Annotated in this window: 18 protein-coding genes and 2 pseudogenes; 3 read left to right on the forward strand and 17 right to left on the reverse strand. The window is 27.2% G+C overall.

The genetic code is table 11. The annotated features are described in order from the left end of the window. Positions 1–507: 507 nt before the first annotated feature. The 3 genes from aceE to lpdA all read left to right on the forward strand — a co-directional run bounded on the left by aceE (position 508) and on the right by lpdA (position 6,029). On the forward strand, positions 508–3,174 hold the full coding sequence (aceE, locus tag U0T58_00935) for a pyruvate dehydrogenase (acetyl-transferring), homodimeric type (GenBank protein ID XBC42465.1): 2,667 nt from the start codon (positions 508–510) through the stop codon (positions 3,172–3,174). Between the two features lie 20 nt (positions 3,175–3,194). Then, on the forward strand, positions 3,195–4,448 hold the full coding sequence (locus U0T58_00940) for a 2-oxo acid dehydrogenase subunit E2 (protein XBC42466.1): 1,254 nt from the start codon (positions 3,195–3,197) through the stop codon (positions 4,446–4,448). Positions 4,449–4,589: 141 nt separating this feature from the next. Next, entirely contained in the window at positions 4,590–6,029 is a 1,440-nt protein-coding gene (gene lpdA, locus U0T58_00945) for a dihydrolipoyl dehydrogenase (protein XBC42467.1), read from the forward strand. Positions 6,030–6,274: 245 nt separating this feature from the next. Here the strand turns inward: lpdA and U0T58_00950 are convergent, their stop codons facing one another. The 17 genes and pseudogenes from U0T58_00950 to rsmH form a co-directional block, all read right to left on the reverse strand. Continuing rightward, positions 6,275–7,003: a 5'-methylthioadenosine/adenosylhomocysteine nucleosidase gene (locus U0T58_00950; protein ID XBC42468.1), complete on the reverse strand. Its 729-nt coding sequence runs from the start codon at positions 7,001–7,003 to the stop codon at positions 6,275–6,277. Positions 7,004–7,033: 30 nt separating this feature from the next. After that, the gene (gene erpA / locus U0T58_00955) at positions 7,034–7,378 is read right to left on the reverse strand and encodes an iron-sulfur cluster insertion protein ErpA (GenBank protein XBC42469.1); all 345 of its coding nucleotides are present in this window, start codon (positions 7,376–7,378) and stop codon (positions 7,034–7,036) included. A gap of 213 nt (positions 7,379–7,591) precedes the next feature. Then, the gene (gene ftsZ / locus U0T58_00960; protein XBC42470.1) at positions 7,592–8,758 is read right to left on the reverse strand and encodes a cell division protein FtsZ; all 1,167 of its coding nucleotides are present in this window, start codon (positions 8,756–8,758) and stop codon (positions 7,592–7,594) included. Positions 8,759–8,789: 31 nt separating this feature from the next. Then, positions 8,790–10,049 (reverse strand): cell division protein FtsA, encoded by a 1,260-nt coding sequence (gene ftsA / locus U0T58_00965; GenBank protein XBC42471.1) that lies wholly within the window; start codon positions 10,047–10,049, stop codon positions 8,790–8,792. Between the two features lie 18 nt (positions 10,050–10,067). Continuing rightward, positions 10,068–10,685, reverse strand: coding sequence for a cell division protein FtsQ/DivIB (locus tag U0T58_00970; GenBank protein ID XBC42472.1), 618 nt, complete (start codon positions 10,683–10,685; stop codon positions 10,068–10,070). Positions 10,686–10,832: 147 nt separating this feature from the next. After that, a complete protein-coding gene (locus tag U0T58_00975; GenBank protein XBC42473.1) occupies positions 10,833–11,753 on the reverse strand; it encodes a D-alanine--D-alanine ligase in 921 nt (306 codons plus the stop codon). Continuing rightward, positions 11,738–13,126 carry a UDP-N-acetylmuramate--L-alanine ligase gene (gene murC, locus U0T58_00980; protein ID XBC42474.1) on the reverse strand — a complete coding sequence of 463 codons (1,389 nt, stop codon included), beginning with the start codon at positions 13,124–13,126 and terminating at the stop codon, positions 11,738–11,740. Before murC ends, U0T58_00975 begins: the two co-directional genes overlap by 16 nt. Before the next feature lie 130 nt (positions 13,127–13,256). Further along, on the reverse strand, positions 13,257–14,318 hold the full coding sequence (gene murG / locus U0T58_00985; GenBank protein ID XBC42475.1) for an undecaprenyldiphospho-muramoylpentapeptide beta-N-acetylglucosaminyltransferase: 1,062 nt from the start codon (positions 14,316–14,318) through the stop codon (positions 13,257–13,259). Next, the gene (ftsW, locus tag U0T58_00990; GenBank protein ID XBC42542.1) at positions 14,315–15,397 is read right to left on the reverse strand and encodes a putative lipid II flippase FtsW; all 1,083 of its coding nucleotides are present in this window, start codon (positions 15,395–15,397) and stop codon (positions 14,315–14,317) included. The genes murG and ftsW overlap by 4 nt, the downstream gene beginning before the upstream one ends. 109 nt (positions 15,398–15,506) lie before the next feature. Further along, the gene (murD, locus tag U0T58_00995; protein ID XBC42476.1) at positions 15,507–16,760 is read right to left on the reverse strand and encodes a UDP-N-acetylmuramoyl-L-alanine--D-glutamate ligase; all 1,254 of its coding nucleotides are present in this window, start codon (positions 16,758–16,760) and stop codon (positions 15,507–15,509) included. A gap of 75 nt (positions 16,761–16,835) precedes the next feature. Further along, positions 16,836–17,916 (reverse strand): annotated as a pseudogene (mraY, locus tag U0T58_01000) (phospho-N-acetylmuramoyl-pentapeptide-transferase). Continuing rightward, positions 17,897–18,514 (reverse strand): cyanophycin synthetase, encoded by a 618-nt coding sequence (locus U0T58_01005; protein XBC42543.1) that lies wholly within the window; start codon positions 18,512–18,514, stop codon positions 17,897–17,899. The pseudogene mraY and the gene U0T58_01005 overlap by 20 nt, the downstream one beginning before the upstream one ends. Next, on the reverse strand, positions 18,436–19,284 hold the full coding sequence (locus U0T58_01010; protein XBC42477.1) for a Mur ligase family protein: 849 nt from the start codon (positions 19,282–19,284) through the stop codon (positions 18,436–18,438). The genes U0T58_01005 and U0T58_01010 overlap by 79 nt, the downstream gene beginning before the upstream one ends. After that, positions 19,265–20,773: a UDP-N-acetylmuramoyl-L-alanyl-D-glutamate--2,6-diaminopimelate ligase gene (locus U0T58_01015; protein ID XBC42478.1), complete on the reverse strand. Its 1,509-nt coding sequence runs from the start codon at positions 20,771–20,773 to the stop codon at positions 19,265–19,267. Before U0T58_01015 ends, U0T58_01010 begins: the two co-directional genes overlap by 20 nt. Before the next feature lie 22 nt (positions 20,774–20,795). Then, positions 20,796–22,510 (reverse strand): annotated as a pseudogene (gene ftsI / locus U0T58_01020) (peptidoglycan glycosyltransferase FtsI). Positions 22,511–22,540: 30 nt separating this feature from the next. Then, positions 22,541–22,855, reverse strand: a complete 315-nt coding sequence (ftsL, locus tag U0T58_01025; GenBank protein ID XBC42479.1) for a cell division protein FtsL — start codon at positions 22,853–22,855, stop codon at positions 22,541–22,543. Beyond that, positions 22,848–23,792, reverse strand: coding sequence for a 16S rRNA (cytosine(1402)-N(4))-methyltransferase RsmH (gene rsmH, locus U0T58_01030; protein ID XBC42480.1), 945 nt, complete (start codon positions 23,790–23,792; stop codon positions 22,848–22,850). Before rsmH ends, ftsL begins: the two co-directional genes overlap by 8 nt. Positions 23,793–23,819: the final 27 nt, after the last annotated feature.

Here is a 23,819-nt window from a genome sequence, read left to right on the forward strand (position 1 = left end):
ATATTTTTATGTCGTTATGAGTATTGTTTCACAATTTTGTGCGGTTTTTAAAGCAATAAGTATTTTGGATATAATGTTTATAAATAACGTGTCATTTATTTATATTTAATTTAAGAAAATATTTTGAATTATACGAATAATTTTAATGTTTTTGTTATTATTTAAAGCTATAAAGGTCATTGTCACTTTATGACATTTATATATGTTAAAGTTTAATTTTAATATGAGTTATATTTTATATTTTATATGTTCATCAATTATTAAATCCTAGAACATGTTTTTGAGTTTTATAACTTTGATTATTCTAAGATGTGTTAATTGCATTAATTAGTTAATTTTTTAATAGCTCTTATATTAATTAAATTATTAGTATGTTGAATTATTAAGATTTAATATTTTTTATTTCTTTTTAGAAAGCTTGTAAATAGGTACATTTAAATTGTATTTTTAAATAAAAAAATAAATTAATAGGTCATTTATTTACATAATTTATGAGGAACATTACATATGACAGATTTTTTGTTTAATGATATTGATCCCATTGAAACAAATGATTGGATAAAAGGAATTGAATCAGTTATTCGTGAAGAAGGTGTTGAACGAGCAAGTTTTATTGTTAACTCTATTATTAAAAGATTAGAGCGAGAAAATGTAAAAGTTATAAGTAGTAGAATAATTAGTGATTATGTTAATACTATATCTGTATCAAATGAACCGTTTTATCCAGGCAATTTATCTTTAGAGTATAAAATATGTTCTGCAATAAGGTGGAATGCAATAATGATTGTACTTCGTGCTTCTAGAAAAAATCTAGATTTAGGCGGTCATTTGTCTTCTTTTCAATCAGCAGCAATAATTTATGAGGTATGTTTTAATCATTTTTTTCGTGCTCGTAATGAAAAGGATAGTGGTGATTTAGTTTATTTTCAAGGACATATTTCTCCAGGAATTTATGCTCGTGCATTTGTTGAAGGGAGATTAAATCGAGAACAATTAGATAATTTTAGACAAGAAGTAAATGGAAATGGTCTTCCTTCTTATCCGCATCCAAAATGTATGCCTGATTTTTGGCAATTTCCTACAGTATCTATGGGATTAGGTCCGTTATGTGCGATTTATCAAGCAAAATTTTTAAAATATTTACAAAATAGAAATTTGAAAAATACGTCTAACCAAAAAGTATATGTTTTTTTGGGAGATGGAGAAATGGATGAACCAGAATCTAAAGGAGCTATTTCCATTGCTTTTCGTGAAAAGCTGGACAATTTAATTTTTATTGTTAATTGTAATTTGCAGAGATTAGATGGTCCAGTTATGGGAAATGGAAAAGTAATTAATGAATTGGAAAGTGTTTTTAAAGGATCAGGGTGGGAAGTTATTAAAGTAATATGGGGAAGTGAATGGGATAAATTATTAGACAGGGATACTACTGGACAGTTAGTAAAATTGATGAATGAGACCTTAGATGGTGATTATCAAACATTTAAATCTAAAGATGGAGCTTATGTAAGAAAGCATTTTTTTGGAAAATATAAAGAAACAATGGATTTAGTTAAGGATATGACCGACGAACAGATTTGGAAATTGAATAGGGGAGGGCATGATTTTAAAAAAGTGTATGCTGCTTTTGACAAAGCTAATAAAATTATAGAAAAACCAGTAATAATATTAATACATACGATAAAAGGATATGGACTTGGCAATATTGCAGAAGGTAAAAATATTGCTCATCAGTTAAAAAAGATTGATATACAAGGGATACGTCATATTCGAGATAGATTTTGTATTCCAGTTCAAGATAAAGATCTTGGTTCTTTACCTTATGTTTCTTTTGAATTTGATAGTAAAGAATATAAATACCTTCATGATAATAGGAAAAAATTAGGAGGATATTTGCCTTTTCGTCTCGCTCGTTTTACTAAAAGGCTTGAATTGCCAAAATTGAGTGATTTCAAAGTACTTTTAATGGAACAAACCAAAGAGATCTCTACTACAGTAGCTTTCGTACGTATATTAAACATTATTTTAAGAAATATTAGTATTAAAGAAAGAATAGTTCCTATTATTGCCGATGAAGCGCGTACATTTGGTATGGAAGGATTATTTCGAAAAATAGGAATTTATAATGTTCATGGTCAAAAGTATATTCCTCAAGATCAGGAGCAATTAGCATATTATAAAGAAGATCGAAAAGGTCAAATTTTGCAAGAGGGAATAAATGAATTGGGTGCTTTTGCTTCTTGGTTAGCGGCGGCTACTTCTTACAGTACTAATGATTTTCCTATGATTCCTTTTTATATTTATTATTCTATATTTGGATTTCAAAGAATAGGTGATATATGTTGGGCTGCAGGTGATCAACAAGCTAGAGGATTTTTAATAGGAGGAACTTCAGGAAGGACGACATTGAATGGAGAAGGATTACAACATGGAGATGGTCATAGTCATATTCAGGCGTTAACTATACCAAATTGCGTATCATACAATCCTGCATATTCTTATGAACTTGCAGTAATTATTCACAATGGTTTAAATAGAATGTATGGTGATGTACAAGAAAATATTTATTATTACATTACTACATTTAATGAAAATTATGTAATGCCTGCAATGCCTGTAGGTTCAGAAGAAGGTATATGTAAAGGTATTTATAAATTAAAAAGTATAGGGAAAACACAAATTAAAGTGCAATTATTGGGTTCAGGTTCTATTTTACAATGTGTGTGCAAGGCTGCTTTAATTTTATTGAAAACATATAATATTAGTTCAGACATTTATAGTGTTACATCGTTTACTGAATTAGCTAGAAATGGTCAAGATTGTGAACGGTGGAATTTGCTGCATCCAACAGCAAAAGATAAAAAAATTCCTTATATTGCAAAGATAATGAACAATTTTCCTGCGATTGCTGTTACTGATTATATGAAATTGTTTGCTGATCAAGTAAGAGCTTATATACCAGGAATTAGTTTTCGTGTATTAGGAACAGATGGTTTTGGACGTTCTGATAGTAGAAAAAATTTAAGAAATTATTTTGAAATTAATGAATTTTATATAGTTATTGCTGCTTTGTTAGAATTGTCTAAGTGTAATAGTTTTGATGAAACGATTGTTGTTGATGCAATGAATCAATTTAATATTAATGTGAGTAAGATTAATCCAAGATTAGTATAGGAGGTAAAATGGACATCGAAATGAAAATTCCTGATATTGGAGTAGATGTAGTTGAAGTAGTTGAAATTTTAGTGCAAATAGGGGATATGGTGAAGCAAGATGATTCCTTAGTAACTATTGAAGGAGAAAAGGTGTCAATGGAAATTCCATCTACGAGTTCTGGTGTAATAAAATCGATTTTAGTCCATGTAGGTCAAAAAGTAAAAACTGGTTCATCTATTGTTGTTTTAGATGTGTTGTTAAATGATCAAGACGGATTAAATGACAGTCAAGAAGTGTATTTAAATGATGTAGGATCTGAAAATAAAGTGAGTGTTCTTAATCGCATGCCACTAACAGAAAGTAGTAATGAGAAAGAAGTATTAGTTCATGCAACTCCTATTATTCGAAGACTATCTCGTCAATTAAATATTGATTTAAAGAAAATAGTAGGTAGTGGTAGAAAAGGTCGAATTTTGAAAGAAGATGTGATGTTATATGCTAAAAAAGTATTGAAAGAACAGAAAGACGACTATGCTGTAAAAGATAATAATTTAACAGACTGTATTAAAAGTGATTCTAATGAACTTAAACAATTTAAAGAATTACGTTTGACAAATATACAAATAGCATCTGGTAAAAATTTGTCTAAGAGTTGGTCAATTATTCCTCATGTAACACAATTTGATGAATCAGATATTACAGATCTGGAAGAATTTAGAAAAAATTATAACTCTAGATTATGTCAAGAAGATATTAGTTCAAAATTAACTATTTTAGTATTTATAATGAAGGTGGTAGCAAAATTATTAAAGGAATTTCCTAAATTTAATAGTGTTTTATGCGTTAATACTAAGAAAAAGTTGATATTAAATAAACATATTAATATAGGAATTGCGGTGGATACTAAGAATGGATTATTAGTTCCTGTTATTAAAGATGTTAATAATAAAGATTTAGTAGAATTATCGATTGAATTGAATTCATTGTCAAATAAGTCTAAATTGGGGATTTTAAGTATTTCTAATATGACAGGTGGAAGTTTTACGATTTCTAATTTAGGTGGAATTGGTGGAACAGGATTTACGCCTATTATAAATAATCCTGAAGTGGCAATTTTAGGTGTATCTCAAGCTTTAATAAAACCATATTGGAATAAGAAAGAATTTGAACCACGTTTGATGTTACCGTTATCATTATCTTATGATCATCGTGTTATTGATGGAGCAGAGGCAGTTCGATTCATGACTGGTATTAAAAAGTTGTTATCAGATATTAGATTGCTTATGATTTAGGTTATTTTAATATTATTCTATAAGATCGAATAAATTTGCTAGTAACTTTATATTTAACATTTTATTACAACTTTTATTGTAGTTAATTTAAAACATCTTATTATAATCACGTTATATAGTAATTTTTAAAGTAGGTAAAATATGTCATATAAAAAGATACATGTTCAAGTTGTAGTTATTGGATCGGGTCCTTCAGGGTATTCTTCTGCATTTCGATGTGCTGATTTAGGTTTAGAAACTATTTTAGTAGAACAATACGACAGTTTAGGTGGAGTATGTCTTAATGTGGGTTGCATTCCATCTAAGTCTTTATTACATATAGCTAAAGTCATAAAAGAATCAAAGAATTTATCTCGCGTAGGTGTAAAATTTTTAGAACCTATTATTGATGTCGAGAAAATACGTCATTGGAAGAATAAGGTTATAAATGATCTTAGTTTAGGTATAAAGAATATGGCAAAAAAGCGTAATGTAGAAATTGTTGTTGGAGTTGCTAAATTTTTAAGTAAAAGTAGCATTATAGTTGAAGGAGAAAAAGAAAGTGTTATTATTTCGTTTAAAAATGTAATCTTAGCAGTTGGTTCTTATGCTAGAAAATTATCATATGTTCCTTCTAATGATCCTAGAGTTTGGGATTCTACTTCTGCTTTGTCTATTCCTAGTATACCGCGTAATTTATTGATTATTGGTTCAGGAATAATTGGTTTAGAAATGGCTACTATTTATAGTTCATTAGGATCTCAAGTAGATGTTATAGATAATTCTCACGATTTATTATCTCATTTAGATCGAGATATAATTAATATGTTTTGTAGCGCAGTACGTGATGATTTTAATATTTTTTTAAATTCTGAAGTTAGCAAAATTACATCAAATGAGCAAGGTTTTTTAGTTGAAAAAAATTCAAAGAATAATATTCAGAACGTTAAATTATATGATGCTATTTTAGTATCAGTAGGAAGAGTACCTAATTTAGATTCATTAAATATTGATAAGATAGGATTAAAAACTGATAGTAATGGATTTCTCAAGGTTAATGAGAAATTATGCACAAATGTATCTAACGTATATGCTGTGGGAGATATTATAGGTCAACCAATGTTAGCACATAAAGGTATTCATCAAGGACATATAGTAGCTGAAATTATTGCTGGAAAAAATCATTATTTTAATCCTTATGTAATTCCGTGTATATTATATACTGATCCAGAAATTGCTTGGGTGGGAGTAACAGAACAAGAAGCGATTAAAAATAATTTAGCATATGAAGTTTCAACTTTTCCGTGGAGTGCTTTAGGTCGAGCGATATCTTCCAATTATTCTCATGGTATGACTAAATTAATTTTTGATATAAAAACAAAAAAAATTATAGGTGGGTCTGTAATTGGAAATAACGCTGGTGAATTGTTAGGAGAAATTGGACTAGCAATTGAAATGGGTTGTGATGTAGAAGATATAGCGTTAACCATACATGCGCATCCTACTTTATATGAATCTATAAGTTTATCTGCTCAAATTTTTCAAGGTACTATTACTGACATGATAAATTTGAAAAAAAATGATATTGAATCTATCAATTAAATGTTTTTATATTATGAAAACAATATTTTGTAACGTTTAGTATACAAAAGAGCTACATAATAAATATTTTATTATTATAATATGATTTTAATATCAATGAGTTAAATTCAGTTTAATTTAAATCCAATATTTATGTAGCAATTTTATAATAAAGTAAAAAGAAATACATATTAATTATATTTTTTAAAAAACATATCTTATATTGAATATATTACTTAAGATTACGATTAATATTTTTTTGGTTATCATGTAGTTTTACACAAACTGTCTAATAAATGTTGGATAACATTCAATAATTTTTTAGATGCTAAATTGACAAATTTTTTAAAGTTTAATGAAGCACGTTCATCTGAAAAGTCGGATATATATTTGATAATTAAGAAAGGTTTTTTAAATTGATAACATGCTTGAGCAATCGCTGTGGATTCCATATCTACAGCAATTGCTGTAGGAAATTTTTTTTTTAAAGTATTTTGGAATGTTTTTTTATTAATGAATAAATCTCCGCTGATTATAAGGTTTTTTTTATGATTCATTCTAGATTGCAATGTGTACTTTTCGGCTAATTGCATCATATAGTTGTTTGCTAAAAATAATTTAGGAAAATTTGGTATTTGTCCTAAACTGTAACCAAAAGTAGTGAGGTTAACGTCATAGTAGCATGTACTATGAGGAAATATTATACTTCCAGGAATTAATTTTGTTTGCAAGCTTCCAGCTGTGCCAATATTAATAATTAAATCTATTTTATAGAAGTGTAATAATATAGCACTAGCTATGCTAGCTGAAACTTTTCCTATACCTGATTTGATTAGTACGATATTTATTTTATTTAATTTTCCTGTACACAATATGTAATTGTAAAGTTTTTTTGTTTTGAGATGTTGAATATTTTTATATAGATAGATAATTTCTTGTTCTAAAGCTCCAATAATTCCAATTGTGTCATCTTTTTTAATTTTTGTCTTGTTCATATTAAAATATTCATTAATGATCAGTATTTGTTAAATGCTAAATGAAGCTCCGCATCCGCAAGTAGTTTTTGCTTTAGGATTAGAAATAATAAATTTTGATCCATTCAGGTCTTCTTTATAGTCTATTTTGCCTCCTATTAAGTATTGAATACTAATAGGATCAACGATAATAGATACTCCTAATTGAGTAATTATTATGTCATCGTTGTGTTTATTATTGTCAAATTTAAAATTATATTGAAAACCACTACATCCACCTCCAGTAATATAAATTCTTAATTTCATATTAGAGATATTTTCTTTTTTAGTAACTCGATTTATTTGTTTAATTGCTGCATTAGAAAAAGATAGAGGCAACTTAATTTGATTGATCATAATGCATTCCTAAAACATTAAAAATATTTTATAGCTTTTCTTAAGCATTTAAAAAATTTTTAATATGCAAGAGTAAATATAAAGTATGTTTTGTATATTTAATATAGATTTTTGAATTTTCGTATAAAATAATGCGTTTGAGTTCTTTTTCATTTAATATAATTTAATATTTTAATTTTTTAGTTTATACAATTAATATTGTTAAAAAGATTTTTATTTAGATTTTCTTCTTAAAAAAGTGGGAATATCTAAATAATTGGTGTTGTTTCTTTTTAGCAATGTGTCAAAATCATTATTAATTTTTTGTTTTTTAGCTTCTATAGTTTGATTTTCAATATCGAAAGATTCATGCTGTTTTTGTTCAAATTTAAGTAATGATTTATTTGAATACATGTTTTTTGAAAGGTACACATCCATAGATGGTTTTTCTATTCCAATGCCTGTAGCTACTACTGTTACACGAAGTGTATCGTTCATGTCTGTATCTAAAGATGTTCCAATTACCACAGTAGCATTATCTGACGAGAAAGATCGAATAATATTTCCTACAGTTTCAAATTCATCTAATTTCATGTTGAATCCAGAAGTAATGTTGACTAGTACTCCTTGTGCTCCGGACAAATCGATATCTTCTAAAAGTGGGCTAGAAATAGCAATTTCTGCTGCTTCTTTAGCTCTATTGTCTCCAGAAGAAATTCCAGTTCCCATCATAGCATACCCCATTTCAGACATTACAGTACGTATATCAGCAAAGTCTACGTTAATTAAACCAGGTTTAGTTATGAGCTCCGCTATTCCTTGTACTGCTCCTTTTAAGATGTTGTTTGCTGAACTGAAGGCATCTAATAAAGAAATTCCTTTATTTAACACTTTCAATAATTTATCATTAGGAATAGTAATCAGTGAATCAACATATTTTGATAGTTCTTTGATACCTTGATCTGCATAAGCCATTCTTTTTTTTCCTTCGAAATTGAATGGTTTTGTCACTACGGCAACTGTCAATATGCCTAGTTCTTTTGTAATTTCCGCGATAACTGGAGCTGCACCTGTGCCTGTTCCTCCTCCCATTCCAGCTGCTATAAAAACCATGTCTGCACCTTCTAACGTTGATTTTAGATTTTCTCGGTCTTCTTCAGCTGCGTTTTTTCCTATTATAGGATTAGCTCCAGCTCCTAATCCTTTTGTAATATGATTTCCGATTTGTATAGTTGTTCCAACTTCTATTTTACGCAATGCTTGTGTATCGGTATTAATAGCGAAAAATTCTACGCCTTCTATTTGTTCTCGAACCATGTGTTCTACTGCGTTTCCTCCTCCTCCTCCTATACCGACTACTCTAATAATTGCATCGTTATTTTTTTCTACAGGTTCAAACATAAATTTGTATCCATTGTTTGTGTTTATATTATTAAAGTTCTTTTTTTATCCAGCTGTTAATAGACTGAAACCATTTTTTGAAGAAATTTTTAGACTCATTATTTTTTTTAAAACTTTGAATGTGTTCTTTTCCATAATGTAGTAATCCTACTACAGTAGAATAGTTTACACTTTCAATATTATTTATTAAGCTACTAATGTTTTTTGGTATACCTATTCTTATGGGCATTTTAAAAATATTTTTAGCGTTATGTTTTAACAATTTTATTTTAGAAGCTCCACCAGTAAAAACTATCCCTGCGCCAAGTTTATGATAGTTTTTTGACATTTTAGTATTGTTTTGTATGCTTAATATTTTTTTATTTATTAAACTTAGTAATTCGATGTATCTTGCTTCAATGACTTCGGTTAATGTGTCTTGTTTGAATGTTTTAATAAGTTTATTATGAATATTAGGTGCTTCAATTTGTTTACATGTTTTTGTTGCAGTAGGCGTTTCTTTATGTTCGTATCGGATTTTTATGTCTTCAGCTTTTTTAAAAGGTATATTAAACGCATAAGATATGTCATTTGTTACAGAATTTCCAGCATACGGAATAACACAACTATGTTGTAGTATACCATTTGAATACATAGCAATATCTATAGTTCCCCCGCCAATGTCTGCCATGCATACACCTAATTGGCATTCATCTTGTGTCAATATTGCTTTGCTAGAGGCAAGTCCTGAAAAGACGACATGATTTATTTTTAATCCACATGCTTCTATCGCTTTAATAACATTATTTTTTGTTTCAGTATGGCATGTGATTAGATGAACTTGTGCTTGCATTCTTGTCCCAGATAATCCAATTGGATTTTTGATTCCTGAATGTTCATCAATAGAGTATTCTTGAGGAATAATATGCAAAATGTGACGTTCATTATGTATTCGTACACATCGTGCTGTGTGGATTACATTATTTATATCTTCCATAGTAACTTCATGTTCAGATATAGGAACTATTCCTATTTCATTTTGGCAATTAATATATTTATTAGATAGTGCTAAATATATAGAAGAAATTTTACAGTCCGCCATGTTCTCAGCTTGATTGATAGATTTTTTAATACATTTTATAATTGATTTTAGGTCATTTATTATTCCTTTGTTTATTCCATATGAAGTACAAATACCTATTCCAATAACGTTAATAATACCATCTATTAATATTTCTCCTACTAAAGTAATTACTTTAGTAGTTCCAATTTCTAATCCAACTATTAAATTTCTATCTTTTTTTTTGATCATAGTTTTAGCCTGTATTTATTACTTCCATGCTATTGCTATACCTGATTCGTACCTTAAGTCAATATATTTTATTGTTTTTATTTTTATTTTTTCTTCTTTTTTTAAAATCTTCCAGATATTTACCAATTTTTTTAGTTGTGTGATATTTTTTATTCTTCCCAGGATTATTTCAATATGATTTTCTACAAATAATTTCCATAAATGTTGATGTGTTACTGTAATAGATGTTAATACAATATGGTTATTTTTTAATATGTTGTTTATTATATTATAATGATTTAAAATTTCAATTTTACTATTGTATGATCCATAAAAATGAGGAATGTTACTGATATTTATTTTTTTTTTTGTAATATTATGTATTGTTCCTTGGTCGCTTAATATATACTTGTCATTCCAATATGCAATAGGAATTGTACCTGTGATATGAATAAACAATTTGTTAGGCCATTTTTTTTTTATTATAACTGTTTTTATAAAAGGAAATTTTATTAGTTGATGTTGTATGAACGTATCATACTGAGAGAAAAAATTACATGGTTTTTGTAAAGATAAAATGAGATCTTTAATATTTTTTCTGTTTAAATAGTAAAATTTTCCTGTAATTGTTAAGCTAGATATTTTTTTATTAGACAAACTTTGTGATGATTGTATAAGTATAAAACTATTAATTATAATAAAGATGATTAAAACCAGTATTATTATGCATTTTATTAACATTAATGTTTTTTTGTGATGTAGTATATGTTTCATTTTTTATATTTTATTTTTAAAAATATTTTTTTAGTTAGCTGACTGTAAAATTTTTAAAATTAATGATTTCAAAGATATTCCGGCTTGTTTGGCAGCTATTGGCATCAAACTATGTTTAGTCATACCTGGACATGTATTTATTTCTAATAACCAAAACTTATCATAATTATCCATTATTACGTCAATTCTTCCCCATCCTGTACATCCGAGAATGTTCCAGGCTATTTTTATCATTTTATTTAGTTCTATTTCTTGGTTTTTTTTTAATCCACTTGGGCAAAAATATTGTGTTTCTTTAGATATATATTTAGATTCGTAATCATAAAAAGTGTTTTTATAATGTATACGAATAGATGGAAGAATTACATTTTTGAGAATTCCTACTGAATATTCTGATCCAGAAATAAATTTTTCGATGAGTATATCATTATCATATCGAAATGCTTTCATGCATGCATTATATAAGTAGTTGTATGAATAAATTAAAGATATTCCGATACTAGATCCTTCAGTATTTGGTTTAACAATTAAAGGCAGTCCTAATGGAAGGACATTATTTTTAAGTTTTTCTTTAGAAATTGTTTTAAACTTTTTGATATTAATAAAATAATAAGGAATAATTGGTAAATTAACGCTGTGCCATAATAATTTTGTTCTCAGCTTATCGATTGCAATGGCTGATGGCAAAATTTTACTTCCTGTATATGTAATGTTTAAATATGTTAATAATCCTTGTACGGTCCCATTTTCTCCTTCTTTTCCATGAAGGGCAATAAACGCTTTTTTAAATCCTTGATTAGATAATTGAGAGATAGGAAAATATTTTGTATCTATAGGATATGCATTTATCTTAGATTTTAACAAATTTTCTAATATGTTATTTCCGGATAGTAAGGATATATGTCTTTCTTTTGACGTACCACCGAATAGTATCGCTATTTTTTCGAACATAAAAATTGTTTCTTATTTAATTTTTTAAAATTTTTAATAACATGATTATCTACTATAATATCTACGTTTCCAGCACCTTGTATCAAAAGTATATTATTTCTTGATAATTTTTTTATGAGTATCGTAAACATATCATTGTAATTAGATATTAAAGTGATTGATTTTTTTTTATATTTGCAGAGTTCGTTGTATAAAGTGAGACTATCTGTTCCAGGAATTGCATGTTCATTAGCTGGATAAACTTTTAAAATAAATAATTCGTCTACTTTTAGTAGCACATTTTTAAATTGTTCGAATAGATAATAAGTTCTTGTATACTTATGAGGCTGAAAGATCATTAATAATTTGGTTTTTGGCCATCCGGATCTAGCAGTATTGATGCTAGAAGAAATTTCTTTAGGATGATGTCCATAATCTTTTATAATAGTAATCACATTATATATATTCGGCGATTTTTTTATTAAGAAATTTCCACATAATTCAAATCTTCGTTCAATACCTTTAAAATTTTTTAATGATTTGAGAATATTAACATCATTGATGTTTTCTTGAGTTGCAGTAGCTATCGCTGCTGTTGCATTAAGAGCATTATGTATACCTGGCATGTTTAAAATTATATCTAATTGTGGTTTATATGGTCTAGTTATTACAAAATGACTAGAAAACTTGTTTTGTGTATATTTTTCGATACGTACATCAGAATCTGTACTAAATCCGTAAGTGATAATGTTGCAATTTATTGATGAAATGATTTTTCTTATGTTTTTGTCATCTATGCAGATGATAGCTGTACCGTAAGAAGGAATATTTTGAACAAATTTTATGAAAGCCGATTTAATATTGTCAAAGTTTTCATGATAATTTTCTAAATGATCATTATCAATATTGGTTAATATGCTTACAACTGGTGTTAAATATAAAAAAGAAGCATCACTTTCGTCTGCTTCTATAATATAGTAAGGACTATTGCCTAATTTAGCACTATTATTTATTGATTTTACGAGTCCTCCATTTATGAGTGTTGGATCTAAGTTACTTTCCAAGAGTATACTAAAAATTAGTGCAGTAGTGGTAGTTTTTCCGTGCGTTCCAGATACTGCTATTCCATATTTATATCGTGTTATTTCTGCAAGCATTTCACCTCTTTTTATTACAGGAATTTTTAGAATGTTAGCATGTGTAATTTCAGGATTGTGTGATGAAATTGCGTTAGACATTACTATAATGTTTGCATTTTTAATATTTTTTTTGGAGTGATTAAAGTATATTTTTGCTCCTAAGGCAATTAATCTTTTTGTAATATTAGTAGATATTAAATCAGAACCACTGATTTTATAGCCTTGTTTTAACAATACTTCAGCTATTCCACTCATGCCTATACCGCCAATCCCTACGAAGTGTATATGATTTATGTGATGTGTTTTAGTAATAATTGTATTATATTTTTTTTTATTTTTTTTCATAAAATTATTATGTAAAATCATTTTTAGTAAAATTAGTGCTTTAGTATATATGAGTTGTATTTTCAATTATATTAGTAATATCTCTTACAGAATTAGTATTAGAACGTGAATATAGTTTTCTAGACATAACAATAATTTTTTTCCTATTTATTTTTTCTAAGATTTTAATTATTTTTTTAGCATTAAAAAAATTTTGTTCTACTATTATCGCTCCTCCTAAAAGTGTTAGTGGATATGCATTCCAATATTGATGTTTATCTTTATGAGGAAATGGAACAAATATGGCTGGTAAACCAATATATTGAATTTCACTTACTGTAATAGCTCCGGAACGACAAATAATCATATCAGCCCAGTTATATGCTTCGGCAATATTTTCTATGAAAGAGGTTATTTTGTATGGATTCAGCTTAAATTTTTTATAATATTTTAATGTTTCATATGTGTTTTGTTTTCCTATTTGATGCCAAACAACAATTTTATTTTTTAGAACGTAAGCTACTTTAGGCAGTATAGAATTAAAAGTTCTGCATCCCTGAGTACCTCCAACAACCAGAATTCTAATTGGTCCTGTTCTTCCTTTAAAACGGGAAATAGGATTTGGCAAATTAATGATTTCTTGTCTTAATGGATTCCCCACGGTTTTTGCATGTAATATCGTTTCTGGAAATGCTTGCATTACTGTAGTGGATAATTTAGATAATATTGTATTAGATAACCCCATGACTCTGTTTTGTTCATGAATTAACAATGGTATTTTGCAAAAAAAAGATATTAATCCTCCTGGAAGAGAGATATATCCTCCCATTCCTAGTATTACATCGGGATTTATTTGTTTTATAATTAATTTAGCTTGGTAGCAAGCACGTATCATTTGAAACGGAAGTTTAATCAAGCTAAAAAAATTTTTTTTTGTTACGTTTATATTGATAAATTGAATAGGAATTTTATTTTTGGGAATGATTTTAGATTCGATACGGTTTGATGTTCCTAACCAGGATACGTTCCACCCTTTTTTTATCAATGTATGAGCAATGATTAATCCAGGAAAAATATGCCCACAAGTACCCCCTGCCATAATTATTATTGTTTTTTTGTTCATTTGTAGCCTTTATAGAATTTGTCTTTTATTTTTGTCTCAAAATCTATGCGTAATAATATAGCGATAGAAATAGAAATAATTATTAAACTAGATCCTCCGTAACTAATTAATGGTAAAGTTAAACCTTTAGTTGGTAATATTCCAACAGTAGTACCAATATTAATTAATGTTTGAGAAGTCAGCCAAATCCCGATTGAAAATGCGAAATAACCAGAGAAAGTATCGTTATTTTGTATTGCTTGTTTTCCAATACGTAGTGCTCGTAAAGAAATAAATAATATTATAAATAATGTGATACAAGATCCAACATATCCTAGTTCTTCACCAATGATTGAAAAAATAAAATCAGTATGGGCTTCAGGTAAATATTCTAATTTTTGAATAGAATGCCCTAATCCAGTTCCGAATAAATTTCCTCTTCCTAAAGCCATTAAGGATTGTGTTATTTGATAACCTGTTCCAAATGGGTCTTTCCAAGGATTCCAAAAAGAAAGTATGCGTTCGTTACGATAAGGTGTAATTATTATTAACGTAATAATTATAGACATGCTTATAAGTATAATAGGTATAAACTTCCAAATTTGTATTCCAATAATAAATAATAGGGATAATGTTGTTATAATATATATGGTAACTGTTCCTAAGTCTGGTTCTATTAATAAAAGTATTGATATAATACATATTATTCTTATAAGCTTCATGAAGCCTAAAAAACTATTGATAATTTCAAAACGTTTTCGCGACAAATAACTAGATAAATAGCAAAATACAGCAAGTTTAGAAAATTCAGCTGGTTGTATATGTATAAAGCTTATTTTGATCCATCTAAAAGAACCATTGATCGGAACACCTATTACTAAAACTAGTAATAACATAATAATAGAAATTAAAAAAATTTTAATATTATGTTTTTTCCAAAAAAATATAGGTATTTGAAGAAATATGTTCATTAGAAATAATGCTATTATTAAATACAAAATTTGTTTTTTTGTAAAGAAAAATAAATCTCCATATATATGACTGGCTGTTGGCATAGATGAAGAAGTTATCATAACTAATCCAATTAATAGTAGGATTATAGTGCACCATACTAGTTTAGGATCATATAGTTCTCTTAAAACAAACGTTGTATTTTGTTTTTTTTTAGAGTATTATTTGTTTCTTTTAGTAGTAAATTTTTAAATTTCATTAATATAGCTCTTTTATTAATTTGATGAAAACGTTACCACGTTCTTCAAAATTAGAAAATTGGTCCAAACTACTACAAGCAGGAGAAAATAATACTACATCTTCCGGTTGTACTATTTTTTTTATAAAATGTACTACATTTTTTAATGTATTTAAGCATATAGATTTTTCAGGACACAATTGAAAAAGCATTTTTTGACTTTTTCCGTAGCAATAAATAATTATTTTTTTATGTTTTAGACAAGGTGTTAATAAAGAAAAATCGGCTAGTTTTCCATCTCCACCTAATATTAATCTTATCTTTCCTTTTGTATTTGACAGTGTATTGTTAATAGCTGATTTTGTACTTCCAATATTTGTAGATTTAGAATCATTGATCCATGCTACGTTATTTTTTTTATATACTAATTGAAATCGATGAGGTAATCCTAAAAATTGTTGTAGTGCTTGCATTCTAATTTTAATACTAATTTTAAAATTGTGAACTATTGATAATGCAGATAGTGCATTTATATAATTGTGTTGACCTGATATTAACATTGTTGCGGTATTTAGTAGTTTTTTTGATTTATGACATAACCACGTTCTATTCTGTATTTTTTTTAAGTTGTATTGTCCTTTATTAATTCCAAATGTAATATGAGGTTGTTTTTTAATATTTGTATTAAATGATAAATTATCTTCTAAATTCAGAATAGACAATTTAGCATTATTATATATTGTTAATTTTTTTTTTGCATATTCGGTAATACCTAATGGATATCTGTCCATATGATCAGCACTTATGTTGAGTACAATAGCAATTTCAGCTTTTAAGCTAAAAGTTGTTTCTAATTGAAAACTAGATAATTCTAATATATATATTTCTGCATGACAATTAAGTATGTTTAATGCAGGGATTCCAATGTTTCCGCCTATATATACTTTAAATCCAGCTAATTTTAGTATGTTATTGACCATCATTGTTACTGTACTTTTTCCATTAGAGCCAGTAATAGCAATAATTGGAACGTTAGTTTCTCTAACAAACAGTTCTATATCTCCAATAATTTCAATACCTCTTTTATGAGCATATGTTAGTGCTGGATGAGATAATGCTATTCCAGGGCTTATAATAATTAAATTAGATTCTTCAATCCATTTGTAATTTACTGAATCTATATGGTAACTTATGTTTTTGAGTTTTTTTATATAATGGATATATTTTGGACATGTATTAAAATCCATTATTTTTGGATAGATTTTTCTTGACATGAAGAATTGAAGGCACGTAATTCCCGTTATCCCCATCCCAAGTATTAATATTTTTTTTTATGATAGTTATACATTTTAATTAACCTTAAATATAGATGTAAGTCCTAATAACATGAATATTAAAGAAATTATCCAAAATCTTGTTATTAATCTTGGTTCTGGGCAGCCTATTAGTTCGTAGTGATGATGGATAGGTGTCATTTTAAATATTCTTCTTTTTCTTATTTTAAAATATGTTACTTGAATGATAACTGAAAGGGTTTCAATTACAAAAATTCCACTCATAATAAAAAATATGATTTCTTGGTGCAATAATATTGCTATTATTCCTAATATTCCTCCTAGAGGAAGAGATCCAACATCTCCCATAAATATTTTTGCTGGATAAGTATTAAACCATAAAAATCCTAATCCTGATCCTATAATGGAAGAACAAAAAATAGTTAGTTCATTGATATGACGTATATACATGATATTGAAATATTTGGAACAATGTATGTTTCCGGAGATAAATGACAATAGATACAACCCCATAGTTACAAAAAGAATGGGAACAATTGCTAATCCATCCAATCCATCCGTTAAGTTTACAGCATTACTGGAACCTACTAATATAAAATATGATAAAAGTATATATATTATTCCTGCGTTTATTGTAACATTTTCTTTAATTGGAAATATTAATTGAATAATACAATTGCTGTAGTTGTTTCGATGAATTAGGATAATAAGAAAGATAGAAATTATAGATAGAAAAAGAATTTTTGATTGAGGTTTTAAGCCTACAAACGTTTTAAAATAAATTTTTTTATAATCATCTATAAATCCTATTGTTCCAAATCCTACTAAGATTATTATTGTATACCAAATATATATGTTTGATAAATCTGACCATAATAAAACAGATATAATGATAGAAAGTAGTATAAGTATTCCTCCCATAGTGGGTACATTTTTTTTTTGGTAGCGTATGTTTGAGTTATAATTTCTAGTAATTTGATAAATTTGGTGTTTTTTAAAAAATTTAATTAAACATGGTCCTAATATCAAAAAAAAAAATAAATGATGTTAATAAGCTAATAATAGAACGATATATTAAATATGATAGTTTATTGAAATGTATAAGAGAATAATATTTAATAATGAGTACGATCATAATCACATTCCTGAATTAGTTTTTCTACTATTTTTTCTAAATTTTCGCTTCTAGAGCCTTTAATCAAAATTGTTATTTTGTGATGCATAACAATTCTTTTGTTTAAACTACTGATTAATGTATTAAAAGAAGTGTAATGATTTCCTTTTTTACTATTGACACTGATCTCTTTGCTTAAATTTCCAATACTCATTGTTTCGTTTATTTTAGAAATGTAGATGATGTTTCCAATTATCTTATGATATGCAATACTTGTTTTTCCTAATTCAGACATATCACCAGCAACAAAAATTTTGTAACCTGGCATATTTTCTAATACTTTTATTGCTGCCACCATTGATGCGACGTTAGCGTTGTAAGTATCATTGATGATAGTTTTATGCTTGTTGAGTTTAATTATTTCTAATCTTCCATGAAATATAGGAACATTAGATAATCCAAGTTGAATAAATTTAAGCGGAATTTTCAATGTTATTGCTATAGCGGCTGCAGCTAAAGCATTGGAAATGTTATGAAATCCTAGTAAAGGTAAAGTAATATTTGTTTTCCCATATGGAGAATGTAGTATAAAGGTAGAACCTCGATTATTAAGAATGATATTGCTTGCAAAACAATTGACTTTTTTTTTATTGAAAACCAAACTATATTTCTATTTTTTACATTTTTTTTCCATTTTGACCAATGGTGGCTATCTGCATTAAATATAGCTGTACCAGTTTGTGATAGTCCAGAACAAATTGCTTGTTTTTCTTTTGATACGCCAAATAATGATTTAAATCCACTTAAATGTGCATGATGAATGTTATTTATTAATGCAATATTAGGATTTGTTAGTTGTGTTGTGTATAAAATTTCTTTTGGATGATTAGCACCAATTTCAATAACAGCATATTTGTGTAATGGATCAAGATTTAATAAAGTTAATGGAACGCCAATATTGTTATTTAAGTTTTTAAAAGTTGATAAAGTATTACCACAGTATTGTAATATAGAAGCAGTTATTTCTTTTACAGATGTTTTTCCAGAAGACCCAGTTAATGCAATAATTTTAGCAGTACTTTTTGTTCTAATCCATGATGCTATTTTTCCTAAAGCTATAATAGTACTTTTTACGATTATTTGTGGTATCTGTATTTCAAGTTTGCGTTCTAATAATATTGTAGTCGCTCCTTTTATCATTGCTTCATATGCGTAGTTGTGTGCGTCAAAGTTTTTTCCGATTAAAGCAATGAACAAACATTGTGGAGTAATTTTTCGTGAATCGGTGCTAATAGCATGAAAGATTAAATTATTTTTTTTTAAAAAATTTTTGTTAAATAAAGTTCCACTTGTAATCGTACATAATTGATTAATAGATATCGGAATCATACTTATTTTCCAGTAGTTTTTTAACTATGTTATGGTCAGAAAAATAATAAGATTTATTTTTTACAATTTGATACTGTTCATGACCTTTCCCTAATATTACAATGTAATCGCATATTTTAGCATTGATTACAGCAAAGTTAATTGCTTTTTCTCTATCTAATATGACATATATATTTTTTTTGTTTTTACATCCTTTTATAATGTCTTTGACGATTTCTATTGGTTTTTCGTATCTTGGATTATCATTAGTTAAAATGATTTTATTTGCTATTTTTTTGGCAGTTTGTCCCATAAAAAATCGTTTTAATTTATCTCTATTTCCTCCACATCCAAAGACACACCATATTTTATTGTGATGACACATTTTGCGAACGGTTTTTAATACGTTTTTTAGGGCATTTTCGTTATGTGCATAATCAATAATAATATATGGTGTTCTCGGAGCTTTAAAAAGCTGCATGCGTCCAAAAACAGTTGTTATGTTTTTACATGTATTAATTAAGTGAGATAGTGAATGTCCTAATTCTAATAGTGTAGCAAAAGCTAATAGTAAATTACTAATGTTAAAATATCCAATTAGTTTGTTTTTGAGCAATCCATTTCCCCAACTAGATTTAAAATAAATGTAAGTATAATCTTTTTCATGTATGATATAGTTTGCGTATATCCATTGTTTAAAAGATGAATAGTTAAATTGTTGTTTGATACTTATAACGATAGTGTTGTGTTTAGGTAATTTCTCGGTCCAAATTTTTCCAATTGTGTCATTTATATTAATTATAAATGTTTTGATGTTATTTTGAGAAAAAAAAGTCCATTTTGCTTGTATGTAGTTTTCTATAGTCTTGTGATAGTCTAAGTGATCTGATGTAATATTTGTAAGTATCGCAATCGAGAAATATAGGTGTGATACTCTATTTTGTATAATTCCGTGTGAAGAAACTTCCATAACAATCGTTCTAATATTGTCTATTGACATTTTTTTTAAAAATTTTTGTATATTTATGGGAGATTCAGTTGTATTTTTAGATGGTTTTAGATTATTGTAAGTTCCATTTCCTAAAGTTCCCATAATTCCTATTTTATGATTTAATAAATTGCTCCATTGAGCAATCATATGAGCTACAGTACTTTTTCCGTTAGTTCCAGTAATTCCGATGAGTGTTAGCATTTCGTTTATTTTATAATATCTACTTGATATCTTAAATAAATATTGAGATAATTCAAAAAAATAAATTATAGGAATTTTTTTTTCTGTGTATGTTATATATCCGTGGTACTTGATTTGTTTGGTTTCACAGAGAATAGCTATTGCTCCGTTCTTTATAGATTTTTTAATAAAGATTTTTCCATGACATTTGGTACCTTGTAATGCACAAAATAAATATCCCGAAGTTACCTTTCGACTATCTGATGTTATCCCTGTTATTTTATATGTGCGTATTATGTTTATCCATGGTTTTAATAAATTTTTTAAATCATGTTTCATTTTTTATTTGAAGTTTGTGTATTTAATGTGTTAATAAATCATCAGGTCTAACATTTGTTATTTTTAATACAAAATTCATAATTGAACTAAATACTGGAGCAGAAATTGTACCTCCATAATATCCTCCTGCTTTTGGATTATTAATCATGACAATTAAAGAAAATTGTGGATTGCTGATTGGAGCAACTCCTACTATATATGAAACATACTTATTAATGTATTTTCCATTAGAATCTACTTTTTTTGCAGTCCCTGTTTTTGCTGCTACTTTGTATCCTTTAATTGCTGCTTTTGTTCCTACACCTCCTGGTTTGGTGACTGATTCGAGCATATTTAATACAACTTTTACTAAAGATTTAGAAAATATTTGTATTTCTTTAGTTTTTTTGTTGGTTTTAATAATAGATAGAGGTTTGTTTAATCCATATCTTCCAATTATGGTGTAAACATTAGCTAATTGCAATGGTGTAACCATTAATCCATATCCAAAAGAAAACGTTACTTTGTCTAAAGTAGACCAATATTTTTTTTTGGGATAAATTCCGTTTGTTTCTCCTATTAGTCCTAAATTAGTCGATTTTCCTAAACCAAATCTAGAATAGATGTCTGTTAATTCAAATGCTGGCATGAGCAATGCTAATTTAGATACACCGGTATTGCTTGATTTTTTTAAAATTTCGGTTATTGATAGTTTTTTGTTATATGATACATCTTGTATGATATGATGATGTACTATAAATGGAGTTGTATCAATTATAGATTTTGGAGTAATTATTTTTTTTTGTAAAGCTTTCATAATTACCATGGGTTTAACTGTAGATCCTGGTTCAAACATATCAGTAATAGCTTTATTACGAATTAATTCCATGGATATTGTTTTTAGATTATTTGGATTGTAGGTAGGACTATTAACCATAGCTAAAATTTCTCCAGTTTTAATATTTATTAAAATTGCCGTTCCAGATTGAGCTTTATTGAAATTTACAGCATGGCTTAATTCGCGATATATAATTGTTTGTAATCTTATATCTATACTTAAGTTTATATTGTGAGGTACATTTTTTTTTACTAATGAAACGTTTTCAATAACATTTCCAAATTTATCTGTTCTAATTTTTCGTTTACCTGGAATACCTTTTAGTAGTTTATCAAAACTTTTTTCTATTCCTTCGATTCCAATTCCATCTGTATTAGTTAATCCAACTAATTGCGAGATTATTTTTCCAGAGGGATAGTATCGTTGAAAGTTGTCTACAACATATATACCTGGAAAGTTTAGGCTTTTTATATATTTTCCAATTTCTGGACTAACTTTTCGCGCTAAATATGTAAATCTACTATTTTTGAAATGATTGATTTTATATATGATTTTTTTTAAAGGAATCGATAAAGCTTGTGATAGTGCTTTCCATTTTTTATTAACGATTACTTTTTTTTTAAAAAGAATAGCTTAGGATCAATACAAATATCATTTACAGGTATACTTATAGCTAATATATTACCTGATCTATCTTTAATGGTTCCTCTTGAATTTAGTTCTATTTGTATTCTGGATGTGCGTAAATCGCTTTCTTTTATTAACTGTTTGGTTTTAAATAATTGTAGTACAGTTATTTTGAATAAAATTATGGTAATTGAAATAATTATAATGCTACATAAAATTATAAATCGATTGTTTAGGCAATAGTTTTTGTTTTTAGGGTTATCAAGTTGAATGTCATTAATAATATATTTCATGAAGATAAATATTTCCTATTATTTTAATAATTATTGCAAAAAAATGTTCTCTTTTGATGGATTAGAATATGTCATTTTTAGTTGTTTTATAGCATTTTTTTCGATTTTTTTATGAGAGGTTAACAAATTTCTTTCTAAAATTAGATTTTTCCATTCTGTTCTTTCTTTTTTTGCAAGTATATTTAATGTTTCTTCTTGTGAAATTAGTAATCGTGTTTTGTGAATTATAGTAATTGTTAATATAGAAGAAATAGTAATCATGACGAGCAAAACTAATAGTTTCTTATTTAGTTTTATTAGATCATTCAAGATAATTGTAGATAAATTATAGATAGTGTTACTCATTTTTACCTCTCTTTTCAGAAACTCTTAATATTGCACTACGTGATCTTGGATTATTATTAATTTCAATTTGTGTTGGCACGATCTTACTAATAATTTTTAATGTAGTTTTTTTTAAATAGTTTAGTTGTGTTTCACTAATGGCTATTCCAGAAGGAATAAATGGCATTTTACTATTTTCAATAAAAAATTTTTTAACAATGCGATTTTCAAGTGAATGAAAGCTAATTATTGCTAATCGACCTCCAGGAGCTAATAGTTCTAATGCATATTTTAGAGCTTTTTTAAGTTCATCCAGTTCTTGATTAATATGTATTCTTATTGCTTGAAACGTTTTTGTAGCAGGATGTTTTTTTCTTTTTGGAACAATTTTTTTTATGAGATCAACGAGTTCAGTAGTTTTAGTAATAGGTTTAATTTTGTTTTGTTGTACGATTTTATTAGCTATTTTTTTTGCAAAATATTCTTCTCCAAATTTGTATAATACTTGTGAAATAGATTTTGCGTTAGATTTAAATAACCATTTAGATGCTGTAATTCCTATTTTTGGGTTCATTCGCATATCAAGTGGTTCATCTGACAAAAAAGAGAATCCTCGATAAGAGTTGTGAATTTGCATAGATGATATTCCTAAATCCAGCAATATTCCATCTATTTTTTTCATGACATGTGTTTCTCTCAAATTTTTCAATACATTAGAAAAATTTCCTGAGATCATATGAAATTTGTTGTCTTTAATTGCATGTGCTATATTAATGGATGATGGATCTTTGTCAATAGCATACAATTTCCCTTTCTCATTTAAATATTTCAAAATTTCTGTTGTGTGACCCCCGCATCCAAATGTACAATCAATATAAGTTCCATTTTTTTTGATATTTAGTGATTTTATTGTTTCCTTTTTTAAAACAGGAATGTGAGCTAAATTTAGTTTTTTCATGATTTGGTTGTAGCATATAGAGATATT

The organism is Buchnera aphidicola (Meitanaphis elongallis) (assembly GCA_039830015.1).
GTDB lineage: Bacteria > Pseudomonadota > Gammaproteobacteria > Enterobacterales > Enterobacteriaceae > Buchnera_B > Buchnera_B aphidicola_AU.

Coding starts and splice junctions, on each gene's coding strand:
- aceE (XBC42465.1), top strand. CDS start 508: ATGACAGATTTTTTGTTTAATGATATTGATCCCATTGAAACAAATGAT.
- U0T58_00940 (XBC42466.1), top strand. CDS start 3,195: ATGAAAATTCCTGATATTGGAGTAGATGTAGTTGAAGTAGTTGAAATT.
- lpdA (XBC42467.1), top strand. CDS start 4,590: ATGTCATATAAAAAGATACATGTTCAAGTTGTAGTTATTGGATCGGGT.
- U0T58_00950 (XBC42468.1), bottom strand. CDS start 7,003: ATGAACAAGACAAAAATTAAAAAAGATGACACAATTGGAATTATTGGA.
- erpA (XBC42469.1), bottom strand. CDS start 7,378: ATGATCAATCAAATTAAGTTGCCTCTATCTTTTTCTAATGCAGCAATT.
- ftsZ (XBC42470.1), bottom strand. CDS start 8,758: ATGTTTGAACCTGTAGAAAAAAATAACGATGCAATTATTAGAGTAGTC.
- ftsA (XBC42471.1), bottom strand. CDS start 10,049: ATGATCAAAAAAAAAGATAGAAATTTAATAGTTGGATTAGAAATTGGA.
- U0T58_00975 (XBC42473.1), bottom strand. CDS start 11,753: ATGTTCGAAAAAATAGCGATACTATTCGGTGGTACGTCAAAAGAAAGA.
- murC (XBC42474.1), bottom strand. CDS start 13,126: ATGAGTGGAATAGCTGAAGTATTGTTAAAACAAGGCTATAAAATCAGT.
- murG (XBC42475.1), bottom strand. CDS start 14,318: ATGAACAAAAAAACAATAATAATTATGGCAGGGGGTACTTGTGGGCAT.
- murD (XBC42476.1), bottom strand. CDS start 16,760: ATGTCAAGAAAAATCTATCCAAAAATAATGGATTTTAATACATGTCCA.
- U0T58_01010 (XBC42477.1), bottom strand. CDS start 19,284: ATGATTCCGATATCTATTAATCAATTATGTACGATTACAAGTGGAACT.
- U0T58_01015 (XBC42478.1), bottom strand. CDS start 20,773: ATGAAACATGATTTAAAAAATTTATTAAAACCATGGATAAACATAATA.
- ftsL (XBC42479.1), bottom strand. CDS start 22,855: ATGAGTAACACTATCTATAATTTATCTACAATTATCTTGAATGATCTA.
- rsmH (XBC42480.1), bottom strand. CDS start 23,792: ATGAAAAAACTAAATTTAGCTCACATTCCTGTTTTAAAAAAGGAAACA.